Source organism: Thalassospira tepidiphila MCCC 1A03514 (genome assembly GCF_001662875.1).
Taxonomy (GTDB): Bacteria; Pseudomonadota; Alphaproteobacteria; order Rhodospirillales; family Thalassospiraceae; genus Thalassospira; species Thalassospira tepidiphila.
This window is the reverse complement of record NZ_JPVZ01000008.1, coordinates 112,917-130,411: the sequence shown is the minus strand read 5'-3', so window position 1 is coordinate 130,411 and position 17,495 is coordinate 112,917. Positions and strand designations below refer to the sequence as shown.

The window sequence follows — 17,495 nt, the reverse complement described above, 5'->3', positions numbered from 1 at the left end:
ATATTTTGCACATCCGTTGGTGAAGGTAACTTCTGCGTTAGAATGAGCTAACCCTCACCAACGGTTTTGCTTTTCTCTTTCCGCTGAACTAAGCTTTTAAAAAAACAAAAAGCATGTTTCATCGGAGGGACATCATGAGATCGACCGTTCTGGGCGCGTCAGATGGGGCAGCGCCACCTGTCGGCAATGACGCAAGCCATGGCGGGCCGGGGCCCGAGTTTGGGCCGTGGCTTGAAAAGGCATCCATCCTGATCGTCGACGACGAACCGGGCATGCGCAATTTCCTTGTCCGTACCCTGGGGCCACGTGCCAAACGCGTCGAAGAAGCCGCCGACTGCGAAGAGGCCACAGCCCTTCTTGATCAGCACCACTTTGATGTCGTCATCCTTGATAACATCATGCCCGGCAAAAGCGGGGTGGAGTGGCTGACCGAACAGCGCGAGATCGGCTTTTTCTCCGACGCCATCCTGATGACGGCCTATGCTGATCTTGATACCGCGATCAAGGCGCTGCGTGCCGGTGCGGTCGACTTCGTCCTGAAACCATTTCGCTCTAACCAGATTTTGAACGCGGTGGCGCGCTGTCTGGATCGCATGCGGTTGCGCCGTGAAAACCATGTGCTGCGCCACGAATTGCGCGCAACGTCCGATCATGTGCTGCTGCGTGACAAGCTGATTGGCTATTCGCCGCAAATTCAGGAAATCCGTGAAACCATCGCCCGCGTGGCGCCCCTTCCGACATCCATTCTGATTTCCGGGGAAAGTGGCACGGGCAAGGAAGTCACCGCACGTTCGTTGCATGCGCTTTCTGATCGCGCCGAAAAGCCGTTTGTGCCGATTAACTGTGCCGCCATTCCGTCTGAGATGATCGAGGCGGAATTGTTTGGTCACGTCAAAGGGGCCTTTACCGGCGCACAGTCCGCACGTGATGGACTTTTCATGCATGCGCAGGGCGGAACCCTGTTTTTGGACGAAGTCGGTGAATTGTCGCTGGCGACCCAAAGCAAGCTTTTGCGCGCAATCGAAAGCCGCCGTGTCCGCCCGGTGGGCTCAGAACGCGAAGCCCCTGTTGATTTGCGCTTTATCTTTGCCACCAATGCCGATCTTGAGGCCGAAGTCGACGCCGGTCGGTTCCGCGCGGATCTGTTTTATCGCATCAATGTCATGCATATCGAAATGCCACCACTTTCGGCCCGCGGGGATGATGTCCTTGAACTGGCAGAACTGTTCATGACCAAACTGTCCAAGCAGCTTGGCGTGCGCGCCGTGCCAATGGATGCGGCTGTGCGCGCCGGACTGACACGCTATGACTGGCCGGGCAATGTGCGTGAATTGCGCAACCTGATTGAACGGACACTTATTCTTGGCAAGTTCCCGGAGGAATTCCGCGATGAACTTGCCGATCAGGGATCGCAGGTCGACCGTGATGAAACATTGGATGAGATGGAACGTCGTCACATTCTGGCGATGTTGCACAAGACCAATGGCAATCGCAACGAAGCTGCCAGACGGTTGGGGGTATCGCGCAAGACCATTGATCGCAAATGCGCAAGCTGGGAACAAGAATGACCGACGCGTCATTGTCGGGCGCCACCAAGCCCCCCGCCAAAAGAACACGATCCGTTCGTTTTAAGTTGCTGGCGATTGCGCTTTTGCCAACGCTTGTGATCCTGCCATTGTTGCTTGGCGTGATGATGGTGCGTTGGAATACCAAGTTCGACGCACTGTTAACATCAAAGGTCAGTGGCGATCTGACGATTGCCCATCAATACTTCACGCATATCCTTGAAAATACCGGCGAACAAATCCAGGCACTTGGCCAATCGGTTGCCTTTCGCGAAGTGCTCGCCAAAGGGGATGTCTCAGAGGTCGACCGCCTGCTTGCAGAACGTCAAAGCAAGCTTGGCCTTGATTTCCTCTATCTGTCACCCGCGCCGGGTGGCACAGGTTCTGACCAACCCGATGCGGACTGGCCAGTGATTGCCAGTGCCTTGCGCGGGCAATCGATGACCAGCATCGATATTTTCAGCAACAGCGAGTTGGCAGCGATTTCGCCCGATCTGGCCGAAAGCGCCCATCTGGATCTGATTGATACGCCCAATGCTGTGCCCTCGACACGCAATGCCGAAACGCGTGGCATGGTTGTGCATTCGGCAAGTCATGTTGAATTGCCAAACGGGCAAAACGCCGCCTTGGTCGGGGGTATTCTGCTCAACCAGAATTTGGCTTTCATCGATACGATCAACGATCTTGTCTATCGCCAAAGCAGCCTGCCCGAGGGCAGTCAGGGAACGGCGACCCTTTTCCTTGATGATGTACGGGTCAGTACCAATGTCCGCCTGTTTGCCGATCGTCGCGCCTTGGGCACGCGGGTATCAAGTGCGGTGCGCAAAACTGTCCTTGAAGACGGCCAAGTCTGGCTTGATCGCGCCTTTGTGGTCAATGACTGGTATATCTCGGCTTATGAGCCGATCAAGGACAGCTATGGCAAACGGGTTGGCATGCTTTATGTCGGGTTCCTTGAAGCCCCGTTTGCCCAGACCAAATATGAAAGCCTTCTGATCCTGATCGGGGCGTTTTTGTTTGTCGCGGCCCTGTCGGTGCCGATCTTCCTGCGCTGGGCACGGGGTATTTTCAAACCGCTTGAACGCATGGCCAATACCATTGGTCGCGTCGAAAACGGCGATTTGTCAGCCAGAACCAACATTGATCAGGTGCAGGACGAGATCGCCCTTGTGGCCGACCATCTTGATGACCTTCTCGATCAGGTACAGGAACGCGATAAACGTTTGCGCGCCTGGAACGATCAGCTGAACGAACGGGTTGATGCGCGCACCAGCGAGCTGCGCGAAGCCAATCGCCAGCTCGAAGCCACCACCCGGCAATTGATCATGTCAGAAAAGCTTGCGGCCATTGGGGAAATCACCGCCGGTGTGGCGCATGAAATCAACAATCCGGTGGCCGTGCTTCAGGGCAACCTTGATGTTCTCCGTGATTTGTTGGGCGAACATGCCAGATTGGGCGATACCGAATTCCGTCTGATTGACGAACAGGTCAATCGCATCAATCTGATCGTGACCAAGCTTCTGCAATTCGCCAAGCCCGAAGAATATGCCGGATATGTCGAACGCCATAGCGTGGCCGAGGTGATTGACGATTGCATGCCGCTGGTCGCCCATCTGCTCAGCCGCGCGTATATCAATGTCGTGCGTGAACATCATTCAACCCGGCTGGTTCTGATGAACCGGACCGAGTTGCAACAGGTTCTGGTCAACCTGATGGTCAATGCCCTGCACGCCATGTCCGAGCGCGGGACATTGACCCTGACCGATATTGATCAGGACCGCGATGGCCTGCCGGGTCTTCTGATCACGGTGCGCGATACCGGATCGGGTATGGATGCCGACGTGCTGAACCGTATCTTTGATCCGTTCTATACCACCAAACGGCGCGAAGGGACGGGGCTTGGCTTGTCGATTACCAAGACCCTGATTGATCGACAGGGCGGCGGGCTTGAAGTGGAAAGCAAGCCCGGAAAGGGCACCACATTCATGATCTGGTTGCCGGAGGCGGATTAGAGCCAGGCTGGCGTCAGGGCCGATTAATTTGTTGGGCTTTTCGGAGTGCCTGCACGCTGCCATTCCTTTTTCAGAATGGCATACACAAAAGTATTTTCGTATTTGGGTGTGCCATCGGGGTTGTTAACAAACGAAATAAACTCCTCAAAGCAGGCCTCTTTGCGCATGCCAAGTTTTTCGCACAGCTTCTGCGATTTGAAATTGTTGTCCTCGACATAGGCATAAAGCCTTCTTGCGTCGCGCTGTGTGAACAGATGCTCAAACAAGGCTTGTGTGCTCTCACTGGCATATCCCTTGCCTTCAACCTTTTCGTTGAAGTTCCAGCCGACGGAAAAGGTGTCGGCTTGTTCCGGGCCATCGTGATGAAGCAACAGTTCACCAATTAAGGCTCCTGTTTCTTTCAGGCATACCGCAAGACACGTCTTATCCTTTGCACGTTTCCGCGCCTTTGCCTTCGCTTGTTCCAGCGTTGTGACTTTGTCATCCATAAAGCAGTTTACGCGCGGGTTCGAAATGTACTCGAACAGTTCTGCGGCATCAGCTTCAACAAAGGGTCTGATGATCAATCTGTCCGTGATGATGTCGCTCATATGCGTCCTTCGCGGGTAAGCGGATGGTAACAGGCTCATCGCCCTTTCTTACTAAAGCGGTACGCGCAATGAAAAGGGTTATCGCAGGATGATTTTTCAATCCCCCACAATCCTGTCCAAACCCGGAACGCGCGTTGGGGCATCGCATTGAAATTGCTGCGGTTGCGAGTGGACATTTTGTCCATTTGCACGCTATGCGCGAAAAAAGATATGGACATTTTGTCCATGCGTGTGCGCTGCAGCAGTCCATTTCAGTTTGGAAGAATGACAGAAAACGGCGCTTGTTATGCAATGGCATGGCGATTGCGATGTTGAGAGTTCCGGATTTAACCGTGTTTGCCCTGCACCATGACCAATTGTGCGACGGGGAAGGGCAAGGAAAATCCAAAGACCGGGAGGACAACATCGCTATGTTTGACAAGCTCAAAAAAGAACACATCGTCGCTGGTGACGATTTCAATCGCTGGAAAGTGCCACCAGCATCCATTGCTATTCATTTGTGCATCGGCTCTGTCTATGCTTGGAGTATCTTTAACCCGCCTCTGATCAAGGAATTTGGTGTGGTCAGTGCAAGCTCCGGCGACTGGGGCCTGCAATCCGTTGTCTGGATTTTCTCTGTTGCCATCGTCTTCCTTGGCCTTGCGGCGGCATTTGGCGGCAAATGGCTTGAAGAAGTCGGCCCGCGTATGGTCGGTGTCGTTGCCGCCTTTTGCTGGGGGGGTGGTTTCATCATCGGAGGCCTCGGCATCATGACCCATCAGCTTTGGCTGGTGTATCTCGGCTATGGCGCGCTTGGCGGCTGTGGTCTTGGTCTTGGCTATGTTTCTCCGGTATCAACGCTTATTCGCTGGTTCCCGGACCGCCGTGGCATGGCAACCGGCATGGCGATCATGGGCTTTGGCGGTGGTGCGATGATCGCAACCCCGATCAAGGAAGGCCTGCTGTCGGCGTTCTATAAGGTGCCGGAATATCTTGGCCCGGAAAGTGCCGTAAACCTGGTGACCGAGGGCGGCAAACGCATGGCCGAAGTCGGTGGCCAGATGGTTGAAGTCGTGGTCGCCGGTGCCGCACAGGTTGCCTCGGCCCCGGTACCTATCGAAGAGGGCGTTTATGTTGTTGGAACCGGGAACACCGGTGCGGCTGCGACCTTCTTTACGCTTGGTGTTGCCTATTTCATCGTGATGGTTATTGCGGCCTTTTCCTATCGCGTGCCGCGCGAAGGATGGCTTCCGGCTGGCTGGACGCCGCCGACTGCCGATGCCGCATCCAAACGCATGATTACGCATGCCAACGTTCATATCGATCAGGCGCTTAAAACCCCGCAATTCTATCTGTTGTGGATTGTGCTGTGCTTTAACGTGACGGCGGGTATCGGGGTGATTGGCGTTGCCAAAACCATGATGACCGAAATCTTTGGCACGACCTTGCCGCTGGTTGTGAACTCTGCCTTTGCGGCGACCTATGTGTTCATGATTTCGGTCTTTAACATGTGCGGTCGTTTCTTCTGGGCATCGATGTCGGATTATATCGGGCGCAAGAACACCTATTACTGCTTCTTTATTCTGGGCATCGCGCTTTATCTGTCGATCCCGTTTGCCGCAGAACAGGTCAGCATCAACCCGGCTGTGACATGGCTTGTCATGTTCTATGCCGCAACCATGATCATCTTCACGATGTATGGCGGTGGCTTTGCAACCATTCCGGCCTATCTTGCCGATATTTTTGGTACCAAATATGTCGGTGGCATCCATGGTCGTCTTCTGACCGCATGGAGCACGGCCGGTGTTCTTGGTCCGCTTGCCATCACCCAGTTGCGTCAGGCCTCGGTCACAAGTTCGATCAAGGATCTGGCCTCAAAGGTGGATCCGGCCGCCTTCCAGGAAAAGTTCGGTGCCGGCATTGCCCAGCTTGATCAACTGGTTGCGGCCAAAACGGTGACCATCGGACGTCTGATGGAAATCGCCCCGGCAGGGACGGTCGATCCGACCTCAAGCCTCTATAACACCACCATGTATGCCATGGCAGCACTGCTTGCGATTGCGTTGGTCGCCAACAAGCTGGTCAGCCCGATCCATGAAAAGCATCACATGGAAACGCAGCAAGCTGGCGGAAGCGAGGCTCCGTCCAAGGCCTAACCTGACCAAGGGCGCTGGCCAACATACCCACGGCCAGCGCCCGTTTTGCCGGTTCCACTTTCCAGCAAAACCGGGCATGAGTGGGACATCATGCCAAAGCGTCAGGGGCAGACCCGGGCTCTGTTCATCCGGCCCGGATCTGTGTTCTGTTGCAGGAATAACCTTTATGCCCGAAGGGGTAATCGGTTATCCTGCAACCAGAACACTTCCCCGCGACGTAGAGTGTTCAGTCAATAATAACGCGACCCGAAAGCAGGATCGCGATCACCGCCATAAAAAGCATCCGCCTTGCGATGCCGGATACGCCATGATTGATAAACTCGAAATGTTTATGGTTCTCGCCCGCGAGCAGCATTTTGGCCATGCTGCCGAACATTGCGGCGTGACCCAGCCAACCCTTTCAAGCGCCCTGCGCCAGCTTGAAGATCATCTTGGCGTCGTGCTGGTCAAACGCGGGTCGCGCTATCAGGGGCTGACACCCGAAGGCGAACGGGTTCTGGAATGGGCGCGCCATATCGTCGGCAGTACCCGTTCCATGCGCGATGAAATGCGCGCCATGCGCTTTGGCCTGACCGGGCAGGTGCAGATTGCCGTCATTCCGACTGCCCTTGCGATGGTCCATGAACTGACCACGCCGTTTCGCGAAAAGCACCCTGATGTCAGCTTTGCCATCCTGTCGAGGACCTCGGTCGAAATTCAGGCATTGCTTGATGATCTTCGTATCGATGCCGGCATTACCTATCTCGATAATGAACCCTTGGGCCGTGTCACCGCCATTCCGCTGTATCGGGAACGCTATCATCTGGTGACGTCCAACATGGATGATCTGGCCGGGCGAGAAACAATCACCTGGCGCGAAGCCGCCAAACTGCCGCTTTGCCTGCTGACACCCGATATGCAGAACCGCCGCATCATTGATCAGCATCTTGATGCTGCTGGCGCGAAAGTCAGTGCGACGCTTGAAAGCGATTCCATGATTGCGCTGTTTACCCATGTGCAAACCGGCAACTGGGCCAGCATCATGCCCGAAAAAATGGTCGAAAGTTTCGGGATGCGCGACCGGGTCAAATCGATCCCGATTATTGAACCGGATGCGACCCACACGGTTGGCTTGATCGCGGCAAAACGAGAGCCTGCAACCCCTGTGGTTTCGGCACTTTTGAAAGAGGCCGCCCGAATTTCGGAGCTGCAAACCGCTTGATAGGTTTTCGCTATCGCGTAACGGGATGGCTTTATTGAACAGGTCGGGACAATGCCCGACAATGTTCATAATAAACAAGAATTTGATAACATGCTTGAGAGAGAGGCTTGCATGTCGGAAACGACCGAGGACCAGAATGTCCGCGTCGCTGCCATTTGTGATCAGTTGATCACTTTGGAAGGACCGTTATTGCCAATTCTGCACGAGGTGCAGGAAGAATTTGGCTATATCCCCGATGGCGCGCTTCAGACAATTGCAAAGAAGCTGAACCTCAGCCGGGCGGAAGTCCATGGGGTGGCAAGCTTCTATCATGACTTCCGCGAAGAAAAGGCCGGCAAGCATGTCATCAAGATCTGCCGGGCCGAAGCCTGTCAGGCGATGGGGGCCGATGCCCTTGGTGATCAGATCCGTCGTCATTTGAAAGTCGACTGGTCGCAGACCACCGCTGATCGCAAGATCACGCTGGAGCCGGTTTTCTGCCTTGGCCTCTGTGCCTGTGCACCTGCCGCAATGATTGATGGCAAGGTTGTTGGCCGCGTTAGTGCTGATCGCATTCTTCAAAAGGTGGGATCATGAGCATCAAGGTTTACGTTCCACTTGATTCGGGTTCGGTCGCACTGGGGGCTGATGACGTCGCATCCGCGATTGCCGCCAAGGCATCGAAGGCCGGTTCGGATGTCAAGATCGTGCGCAACGGCTCGTTTGGCATGTATTGGCTGGAACCGATGGTCGAGGTCGAAACCCCGCGCGGGCGGGTCGCCTATGGCCCGGTTAGCACCGATGACATCGACGCATTGTTTGAGGCCGACTTCCTGACTGGCGGCCCGCATAAACTGTATCTTGGTCGCACGCAGGAAATCCCGTTCCTCAAAAGCCAGTCGCGCCTGACGTTCCAGCGCTGCGGCATTGTTGATCCTGTATCGCTTGACGATTACCGCGCCAATGATGGTCTTACCGGTCTTGAAAGCGCGCTCAAGATGACGGACGCAGAAATCGTCAAGGCCGTCACCGACAGTGGCCTGCGGGGCCGCGGTGGTGCCGGTTTCCCGACGGGCATCAAATGGAATACCGTCCGCGAAGCGCCAGCCGATCAAAAATACATCGTCTGTAATGCCGACGAAGGCGACAGCGGTACCTTTGCCGATCGCATGATCATGGAAGGTGAACCGTTTGTTCTGATCGAAGGCATGATCATTGCCGGTCTCGCCACTGGTGCGACAAAGGGCTACGTCTATACCCGTTCGGAATATCCGACCGCGATTGACGTCATGAACGAGGCGATCAAGGTCGCCCGTGCCGCTGGTGTTCTGGGCGATAACGTCCTTGGATCCGGCAAGGCGTTCGATATGGAAGTCCGCATGGGTGCGGGTGCCTATGTCTGTGGCGAAGAAACATCCCTTCTTAACAGCATGGAAGGCAAGCGCGGTGTTGTCCGTGCCAAACCGCCATTGCCCGCCCTTGAAGGTTTCCTTGGTCGACCGACTGTCGTCAATAACGTGATTTCGCTGTGCTCTGTGCCGGTCATTTTGGAAAAGGGTGCGGAATATTACCGCGATTACGGCATGGGCCGGTCGCGGGGCACCATCCCGATCCAGATTGCCGGGAACGTCAAACATGGCGGGCTTTATGAAGTCGGCTTTGGTCTGACCCTTGGTGAAATTGTCGAGCAGATCGGCGGTGGGACGGCCACAGGGCGTCCGGTCAAGGCAGTTCAGGTCGGTGGTCCATTGGGGGCCTATTTCCCCAAGGAACTGTTTGATACGCCGTTTGACTACGAAGAATTCGCCAAACGTGATGGCCTGATCGGCCATGCCGGTGTTGTCGTGTTTGATGATACGGTCGACATGATGAAGCAGGCTCGGTTTGCCATGGAATTCTGTGCAATTGAATCATGCGGCAAATGTACGCCATGCCGCATTGGTTCGATCCGTGGCACCGAAGTCGTCGACAAGCTTGAACGCGGTGAACAGCCTGAATTGCAGACCGAGCTGCTGCGTGATCTGTGTGAGACCATGAAGTTCGGATCGCTGTGCGCACTGGGCGGCTTTACGCCATATCCGGTCCTGAGTGCACTGACCCATTTCCCTGATGACTTCAAGCCACGCGCGCTTGATATAGCTGCGGAGTGAAACGATGTCCTTGATCGAAGAAGTTGACTACGGAACCCCCGCCAAGAAGTCCGAAAAGACGGTAACCCTGACCATTGATGGCAAGGACATTACCGTGCCCGAAGGCACCTCTGTCATGCGGGCCTCGATGGAGGCCGGCATTCAGGTCCCGAAACTGTGTGCGACCGACATGGTCGATGCGTTCGGGTCATGCCGTCTGTGTCTGGTTGAGGTCGAAGGCCGCAACGGCACCCCGGCATCCTGCACGACGCCGGCCGCTGACGGCATGGTTGTCCATACCCAGACCGAACGGCTCAAGAAAATCCGCAAAGGCGTGATGGAGCTTTATATCTCCGACCATCCGCTTGATTGCCTGACCTGTGCCGCCAATGGCGATTGCGAATTGCAGGATATGGCCGGCGCGGTTGGCCTGCGCGATGTGCGGTATGGCTATGAGGGTGAAAATCACGTTCAGGTCCGCCAGAACGGCGAAGAAAACCCGCGCTACATGGCCAAGGATGAAACCAACCCGTATTTCACCTATGACCCGTCGAAATGCATTGTCTGTTCGCGCTGTGTGCGTGCCTGCGAAGAAGTGCAGGGCACCTTTGCGCTGACCATCGAAGGTCGTGGCTTTGAATCCCGCGTGTCGCCGGGCATGCATGAAAACTTCCTCGATTCCGAATGCGTATCGTGTGGTGCCTGTGTGCAGGCCTGCCCGACCGCAACGCTTCAGGAAAAATCGGTCATTGAAATCGGCCAGCCGGAACACTCCGTTGTCACCACTTGCGCTTATTGCGGGGTGGGATGTTCGTTCAAGGCGGAAATGCGCGGCGAGGAACTTGTCCGCATGGTCCCCTATAAGGATGGCAAGGCCAACCGCGGTCATTCCTGTGTGAAGGGGCGGTTTGCCTATGGCTATGCCAATCACAAGGACCGCATCCTCAACCCGATGATCCGCGAAAGCGTCGATGAACCTTGGAAGGAAGTCAGTTGGGAAGAGGCGCTTCGTTTTACTGCCGACAAGTTCAAAGGCATTCAGGCCAAATACGGTAAGGGTGCGCTGGGCGGGATTACCTCGTCACGGTGCACGAACGAGGAAACCTTCCTTGTTCAAAAACTGATCCGTGCCGGGTTCGGCAATAACAACGTCGATACCTGCGCCCGTGTTTGCCACTCGCCGACCGGTTATGGCCTCAAGACCACGTTTGGTACCTCGGCCGGGACGCAGGATTTTGATTCTGTTGAACACACTGATGTCGTCATCCTGATTGGCGCAAACCCGACCGATGGCCATCCTGTCTTTGCCTCGCGCCTGAAAAAGCGCCTGCGTCAGGGGGCGAAACTGATCGTCATCGATCCGCGCCGGATTGACCTTGTCCGTTCCCCGCATATCGAGGCCGTCGCCCATATCCCGCTGCGTCCGGGCACCAACGTCGCGGTTCTGACGTCTCTTGCCCATGTCATTGTCACCGAAGGCCTGTTTGACGAGGCATTTGTGCGTGAACGCTGTGACTGGGACGAATTCCAGGATTGGGCAACCTTTGTGTCCGATCCGAAACACAGCCCCGAAGCCATCGCTGAGATGATCGGTGTTGACGCGGAAACCATGCGAAAGGCCGCACGCACCTTTGCTACCGGCGGCAATGGCGCGATCTATTACGGTCTTGGTGTCACGGAACACAGCCAGGGTTCCACCACCGTGATGGCAATTGCCAACCTTGCCATGGCGACCGGTAATATCGGGCGTCCGGGTGTGGGTGTGAACCCGCTGCGTGGTCAGAACAACGTGCAGGGTTCGTGCGATATGGGATCGTTCCCGCACGAACTGCCGGGCTATCGCCATATTCAGGACAGTGCCACCCGCGATATTTTTGAGGATATCTGGGGTGTCAAACTGGATGACGAGCCCGGTCTTCGTATCCCCAACATGCTCGATGCGGCTGTCGAAGGCACATTCAAGGGCATCTATATTCAGGGCGAAGATATCCTTCAGTCTGATCCGGATACCAAACATGTCGCGGCCGGTCTGGCGGCAATGGAATGTGTGGTCGTCCATGACTTGTTCCTTAATGAAACCGCGAACTACGCGCATGTATTCCTGCCGGGGTCGACATTCCTCGAAAAGGACGGGACCTTCACCAACGCCGAACGCCGCATCAACCGCGTGCGCAAGGTGATGACGCCGCTTAATGGCTTTGCCGATTGGGAAGTCACCCAGAACCTGGCCCGTGCGATGGGTCTTGACTGGAACTACACCCATCCGTCGCAGGTCATGGATGAGATTGCCAAGACCACGCCAAGCTTTGCCAAGGTCAGCTATGACCTGCTGGAAGAAAAGGGCTCGGTTCAGTGGCCGTGCAATGACAAGGCACCCGAAGGGACCCCGGTCATGCATATCGATGGCTTTGTTCGTGGCAAGGGCAAGTTTGTTGTCACCGAATATGTCGCAACCGACGAACGAACTGGTCCGCGCTTCCCGCTTCTGCTGACGACGGGGCGCATCCTTAGCCAGTATAACGTGGGTGCACAGACCAGGCGCACGGAAAACACCACCTGGCATAAGGAAGACTTGCTGGAAATCCACCCGCATGATGCCGAACAGCGTGGCATTCGTGAAGGCGACTGGATCCGTCTGGCATCCCGGTCGGGCGAGACATCCCTTCGCGCCACCATTACCGACCGCGTCGCGCCGGGTGTGGTTTACACAACCTTCCACCATCCGGGCACACAGGCCAACGTGATCACCACCGACTATACCGACTGGGCGACAAACTGCCCGGAATACAAGGTTACCGCGGTTCAGGTTTCGTCCTCCAATGGCCCGACCGAATGGCAGGTCGAATATGATCGTCAGGCCGAACAGTCACGCCGGATCAAACCGCGCGTCGATGCCGCCGAATAGGATAACGCGCCAGACATTGTGCTATACTCCCTTGGCATGATGTCTGGCGCTTCCTGCTTGAATACAAAGTTTACAGTCAAAGAGTGAACCGCAATGGCACCCGACAAACTTGTCTATATGGCCAATCAGATCGCGACCTTCTTCAAATCCCAGCCCGAGGGCGAGGGCGTTGATGGTGTTGCCAACCATATCAGCGATTTCTGGGAACCGCGCATGCGCAAGCAGCTGTTTGACATGATCGCCGAAGGCAAGGCCGACTTCCATCCTTTGGTGATCAAGGCCGCGCCGAAAATCCGGAAGGTCAAGGAAACTGCATGATGGCCAAGCCATCGGAAAATCGCATTCTGGACGGGCGTGACGTTGATCTTGCGCGCGCCGTATCAGGCGATGATGGTAATGATGACGCACCGATGATGTTGCAGCCGGAAGTTCCGGCTGCTTTGACGTTTAATGGTCATTCCCATGCGGTGATGATGGTATCCCCCCATGACCTTGAAGACTTCATGGTCGGCTTTGCCCTGTCCGAAGGCATTGCCGATGACATTTCCCAGATCACGCTGCGCGACGTGCGCAAGACCCTGCAGGGCTATGTGATCGAGGCTGATCTGCATGACGACGTGTTTGATCGTCTGGCTGATCGTCAGCGCACCCTTGAAGGTCGATCTGGCTGTGGTTTGTGCGGTGTGCAATCGCTTGAAGCCGTCGCCATGGACAAGATCGGGGCGGTCAAGCCATCCAACATGACCCAAGATGTTGTCTTGCGGGCGATTGACGCACTTCCGGAATATCAGACCCGCAATCGCGAAGGCGGCGGGTTGCTACATGCCAGCGCCTTTGTCGATGGTAGCGGTAACATCGTTCTGGTCCGTGAAGATATCGGACGCCACAACGCGCTTGATAAGGTGCTTGGTGCTGTGGCGCGACAGGGGATCGATCCGACCGGCGGGTTCATTCTGATGACCAGTCGTTGCTCCTATGAAATTGTCACCAAGACCGTGCAATTTGGGGTGGGCGGGCTTGTGACCCTTTCGGGCCCGACATTGACGGCGGTGAACCTTGCGCGCAAGGCCGGTTTGACGATGATCTGCCGCGAACGGCGTGGTCTGTTTCGTCGGTTTGCCTGACCTGTAAACGGCTTTTCCCAACTTGTAATTTTCTGATGATCACCTGTTTGCAACACAGGTGTAATTGTACACGTCTGCCTGAACCGCGCTTTCCGGTGTCTTAAGCGCATAATTGGAATTGCCATATCCGCGCATACTTGTTATTCAAGATGTAATTAAATATTACAAGATGGTCCCGCCAGTCAGTCGGATATTTGATCTGCTGCGCGCGGGCCACGGCACGGGGATAAGGAAACCATGGCACTTTCAAAAACTGAATTGCGCGCCGTTTTGTCGGGGATTTCGGGCATTCTTGTCACGCCCTATGATGACAATGGCGATGTCGCGCCCAAGAAGCTCGTGCCGGTGATTGATCGTGCGCTGGCCGCGGGGGTGCATTTTCCGGTTGTGAATGGTAATACCGGCGAATTTTATGCCCTGACCACCGACGAAGCGATCTTGATGGCGAAGTCGGTCGCTGAAATGCTCGATGGTCGTGCGCCGATGCTGGCCGGGATTGGCCGCGGTGTGCGTGATGCCTGTGCGCTTGCCAAGGCATCGGCCGAGGCCGGGGCAGAGGCATTGATGATCCATCAGCCGCCAGACCCGTTTGTCGCCCCGCGCGGTGTTGTGGAATACATCAAACGGATTGCCGATGCGTCCGGTGGTCTGCCGATGATGCTGTATTTGCGTAACGATGCCATTGGCACCAAGGCCATTACGGAACTGTGTGCCGTCGAAGGTGTTGCTGGTGTTAAATGGGCAACGCCAAACCCGATGAAGCTGGCCGAGGCAATTCAGGCCTGCGATCCGGATATCGTCTGGGTCGGGGGGCTTGCGGAAACCTGGGCACCGGCATTTTATGCCGTTGGCGCCCGTGGATTTACATCTGGCCTGATCAATGTCTGGCCGGAACGCTCCATGGCCATTCACGCGGCCCTTGAAGCCGGCGACTATGCCAAGGCGCGCCAGTTGATCGCCGAAATGAAGGCCTTTGAAGAAGTCCGGGCCGAGGAAATGAACGGCACCAACGTAACCGGTGTGAAGGCAGCCCTGAAATTACTGGGTGATGATTGCGGGGCTACGCGCCCGCCGTCCGCCTGGCCGTTGACCGACGCGCAAGCCGAAAAGCTTTCAAGCTTCATGAAGGGAAACGGCCTGATCGGTTAGGTCGCCTAGGGGTAACTGCGCCGTCCTAGAAGAAGGATGGATGGCGTTCGCGGATGGCATCGACGGTGGCAAGGGTTCCCATCAGATGTTCGCGAACGACCTCGCAGGCGGTATCGGCCTCACCCTTGTCAATCGCGGCCAGAATGCGCGCATGGCAATCAAGGATCGATGCCGATTTTCCCGGGTCGGGCAGGTTAAGCTTGCGCAGGCGGTCAATGTGGCCGGACCTGGCTTCAACCACGCCATAGAGTTGGGCAACACCGGCAGCCTCATAGAGCGCGTAATGGAAATCGCGATCAAGCTTGCCAAAGGTATCAAGATCGTTTGCGGCACTGACCGCATTTTGCTGAGCAAGGATGGAGTGCGCTTTGACAGTCAGGGCAGGGTCTTTGGCATTGGCGAGACGGCGGGTGACCTCCAGCTCGACCGAAAGACGCAGGAACTGGGTTTCCAGCGCTTGCTCGACATCGATGCGCGAGACCTCTGTCTTGGATTGCGGGAAGGTGTCAACAAGACCTTCTTCTTCAAGCTTGAGCAACGCATCACGGACCGGTGTCTGGCTGACCCCGTATTCTTCGGCGATTTCGGCCCGCGACAGGTATTGGCCCGGGGCAAGTTCCAGATCGATGATGCGTTTGCGCAAAGAATCATGGAGCTGCGTACTTGCCGAGCCACGTTTGAGTTTGGGCAGGCGCTTTTTGGCGATCGGTGCGTCTTTCAAAAGGTTTTCGACCATGATGTTCCCGCAATTCATTTCTGGTCACACAATTTGTATACAGGCGTCTTGCTCGACATGCACTAATATATTACTATATCAAATAGTCAAAAGTGAATATCTTTCTGTGCCTGTCAGCGGCGGCGGAAATCCTCAGGCCATGGCGTTTACGTCCAAGACCGGAGATCGCCTTTCTGAGTGCCACCCGTTGCAAGCATGGTCGCGTTTTACATTCCGAGGATAAGATAATGAGTAAGAAACAGCCTCAGGACCTGAGATCGGCACGATGGTTCGCCCCCGACGATCTGCGGACATTTGGCCATCGATCACGGATGATGCAGCTTGGCTATTCCGAAGACGATTTTCACGACAAGCCAATCATCGGTGTCCTGAATACCTGGTCGGAGCTCAATACCTGTCATTCGCATTTCCGCGAACGAGTTGTTGATGTGAAACGCGGTGTTGCACAGGCGGGTGGTTTTGCCGTCGAACTGCCGTCGCTTTCCGTTGATGAAAGCTTCACCAAGCCGACTTCGATGCTTTATCGCAACCTGCTTGCCATGGAGACCGAGGAAATGATTCGGTCCCACCCGCTTGATGGTGTGGTTTTGATGGGCGGCTGTGATAAGACCACGCCGGGTCTGGTGATGGGTGCGATTTCGGCCGGTGTGCCGATGATCTATCTGCCTGCCGGGCCGATGTTGCGCGGTAACTATGCGGGCAAAATCCTTGGGTCGGGCTCTGATGCTTGGAAATACTGGGATGAACGGCGCGCGGGTAATATCAGTGACGAAGAATGGCTGGGTATTCAGGGCGGGATTGCCCGATCTGCCGGGACCTGCATGACCATGGGAACCGCATCGACCATGACGGCGATTGCCGACTCAATGGGTCTGACCTTGCCGGGTGCATCATCGATCCCGGCGGTTGATAGCGGTCATCAGCGCATGTCGGCTGATTGTGGACGCCGCATTGTTGAGATGGTCTGGGAAGACCTGACACCCGATCAGATCATCACCGACGCATCCTGCCGAAATGCGGCCATCGTTGCCATGGCAACCGGTTGTTCCACCAACGCCGTGGTTCATCTGATCGCAATGGCCAAACGTGCCGGTGTGGGGCTTAAGCTTGAAGACCTTGATGAACTTGGCCGCACCACACCGCTGATCGCCAATGTCCGGCCATCGGGCAAGGATTACCTGATGGAGGACTTCTTCTATGCCGGGGGCCTGCGCGCCCTGATGAAGCAGATGGAAGATCGTCTGGATACCAGTTGTATGACGGTGACTGGCAAGACCCTTGGTGAAAACCTTGAAGGCGCGGTGGTCTATAATGATGATGTCATCCGCCCGCTTGATAATCCGGTCTATAAGGAAGGCTCCCTTGCCGTGCTTAAGGGCAATCTGTGCCCGAACGGTGCGGTGATCAAGCCGGCTGCATGCGATCCGAAATACCATGTCCATGAAGGCCCGGCGCTTGTGTTTGACAGCTATCCGGAAATGAAAAAGGCCGTTGATGACGAGAACCTCGATATCACGCCGGATCATGTGATGGTTTTGCGCAATGCCGGTCCGCAAGGCGGTCCCGGTTTCCCGGAATGGGGCATGTTGCCGATCCCCAAGGCGCTGATCAAGCAGGGCCATCGTGACATGCTGCGGATTTCCGATGCCCGCATGTCGGGCACGTCTTACGGCGCGTGTGTTCTGCATGTCAGCCCGGAAAGCTATATCGGTGGGCCACTCGCACTTCTGAAAAATGGCGATACGGTCCGCCTTGATCTTCCAAATCGCTCGCTTGATATGCTCGTCCCCGACGAAGAGCTTGAAGCGCGGCGCAAGGCCCTGACACCGCCCGAACCGCGGTTTGAACGTGGGTATGGCTATATGTTCTCGCGCCATGTGACTCAGGCCGATCAGGGCTGCGATTTTGACTTCCTTGAAACCGATTTCGGCAAAACTGCCGGCGAACCTGACATTTTCTAAGGACACCGA

General features: G+C 55.8%; 13 protein-coding genes. 11 read left to right on the top strand and 2 right to left on the bottom strand.

Features of this window, described 5'->3' with window-relative positions; translation table 11 throughout:
- Nucleotides 1–134 precede the first annotated feature (134 nt).
- Together TH4_RS16400 and TH4_RS16395 are read left to right on the top strand one after the other, a co-directional pair.
- Nucleotides 135–1,568 (top strand): sigma-54-dependent transcriptional regulator, encoded by a 1,434-nt coding sequence (locus TH4_RS16400; protein WP_064781962.1) that lies wholly within the window; start codon nucleotides 135–137, stop codon nucleotides 1,566–1,568.
- Entirely contained in the window at nucleotides 1,565–3,577 is a 2,013-nt protein-coding gene (locus TH4_RS16395; protein ID WP_064781961.1) for a sensor histidine kinase, read from the top strand. Before TH4_RS16400 ends, TH4_RS16395 begins: the two co-directional genes overlap by 4 nt.
- 23 nt (nucleotides 3,578–3,600) lie before the next feature.
- On the opposite strand, the gene TH4_RS16390 is transcribed toward TH4_RS16395, so the two are convergent.
- Nucleotides 3,601–4,167 carry a GNAT family N-acetyltransferase gene (locus TH4_RS16390; protein ID WP_064781960.1) on the bottom strand — a complete coding sequence of 189 codons (567 nt, stop codon included), beginning with the start codon at nucleotides 4,165–4,167 and terminating at the stop codon, nucleotides 3,601–3,603.
- A gap of 410 nt (nucleotides 4,168–4,577) precedes the next feature.
- Here TH4_RS16390 and TH4_RS16385 point away from each other — a divergent pair, with 410 nt between their 5' ends.
- From TH4_RS16385 to TH4_RS16350, 8 genes are all read left to right on the top strand, one after another.
- Entirely contained in the window at nucleotides 4,578–6,302 is a 1,725-nt protein-coding gene (locus TH4_RS16385; RefSeq protein WP_051007672.1) for an OFA family MFS transporter, read from the top strand.
- 307 nt (nucleotides 6,303–6,609) lie between these two features.
- Complete coding sequence (locus tag TH4_RS16380) at nucleotides 6,610–7,503, top strand: LysR family transcriptional regulator (RefSeq protein ID WP_064781959.1); 894 nt, start codon at nucleotides 6,610–6,612, stop codon at nucleotides 7,501–7,503.
- Between the two features lie 111 nt (nucleotides 7,504–7,614).
- Complete coding sequence (locus TH4_RS16375) at nucleotides 7,615–8,079, top strand: formate dehydrogenase subunit gamma (protein ID WP_064781958.1); 465 nt, start codon at nucleotides 7,615–7,617, stop codon at nucleotides 8,077–8,079.
- The gene (locus TH4_RS16370; protein ID WP_064781957.1) at nucleotides 8,076–9,632 is read left to right on the top strand and encodes a formate dehydrogenase beta subunit; all 1,557 of its coding nucleotides are present in this window, start codon (nucleotides 8,076–8,078) and stop codon (nucleotides 9,630–9,632) included. The genes TH4_RS16375 and TH4_RS16370 overlap by 4 nt, the downstream gene beginning before the upstream one ends.
- A 4-nt stretch (nucleotides 9,633–9,636) precedes the next feature.
- Nucleotides 9,637–12,516 (top strand): formate dehydrogenase subunit alpha, encoded by a 2,880-nt coding sequence (fdhF, locus tag TH4_RS16365; RefSeq protein WP_064781956.1) that lies wholly within the window; start codon nucleotides 9,637–9,639, stop codon nucleotides 12,514–12,516.
- Between the two features lie 93 nt (nucleotides 12,517–12,609).
- Nucleotides 12,610–12,834, top strand: a complete 225-nt coding sequence (locus tag TH4_RS16360; RefSeq protein WP_063090392.1) for a formate dehydrogenase subunit delta — start codon at nucleotides 12,610–12,612, stop codon at nucleotides 12,832–12,834.
- Nucleotides 12,834–13,640, top strand: a complete 807-nt coding sequence (fdhD, locus tag TH4_RS16355; protein WP_064781999.1) for a formate dehydrogenase accessory sulfurtransferase FdhD — start codon at nucleotides 12,834–12,836, stop codon at nucleotides 13,638–13,640. Before TH4_RS16360 ends, fdhD begins: the two co-directional genes overlap by 1 nt.
- A 237-nt stretch (nucleotides 13,641–13,877) precedes the next feature.
- Entirely contained in the window at nucleotides 13,878–14,789 is a 912-nt protein-coding gene (locus TH4_RS16350) for a dihydrodipicolinate synthase family protein (RefSeq protein ID WP_064781955.1), read from the top strand.
- 25 nt (nucleotides 14,790–14,814) lie between these two features.
- Here TH4_RS16350 and TH4_RS16345 read toward each other — a convergent pair whose 3' ends face one another.
- On the bottom strand, nucleotides 14,815–15,525 hold the full coding sequence (locus TH4_RS16345; RefSeq protein ID WP_083997147.1) for a GntR family transcriptional regulator: 711 nt from the start codon (nucleotides 15,523–15,525) through the stop codon (nucleotides 14,815–14,817).
- A 227-nt stretch (nucleotides 15,526–15,752) separates the two neighbouring features.
- On the opposite strand from TH4_RS16345, the gene araD reads away from it, so the two are divergent.
- Nucleotides 15,753–17,486 carry an L-arabinonate dehydratase gene (gene araD, locus TH4_RS16340; protein WP_064781954.1) on the top strand — a complete coding sequence of 578 codons (1,734 nt, stop codon included), beginning with the start codon at nucleotides 15,753–15,755 and terminating at the stop codon, nucleotides 17,484–17,486.
- Nucleotides 17,487–17,495 lie beyond the last annotated feature (9 nt).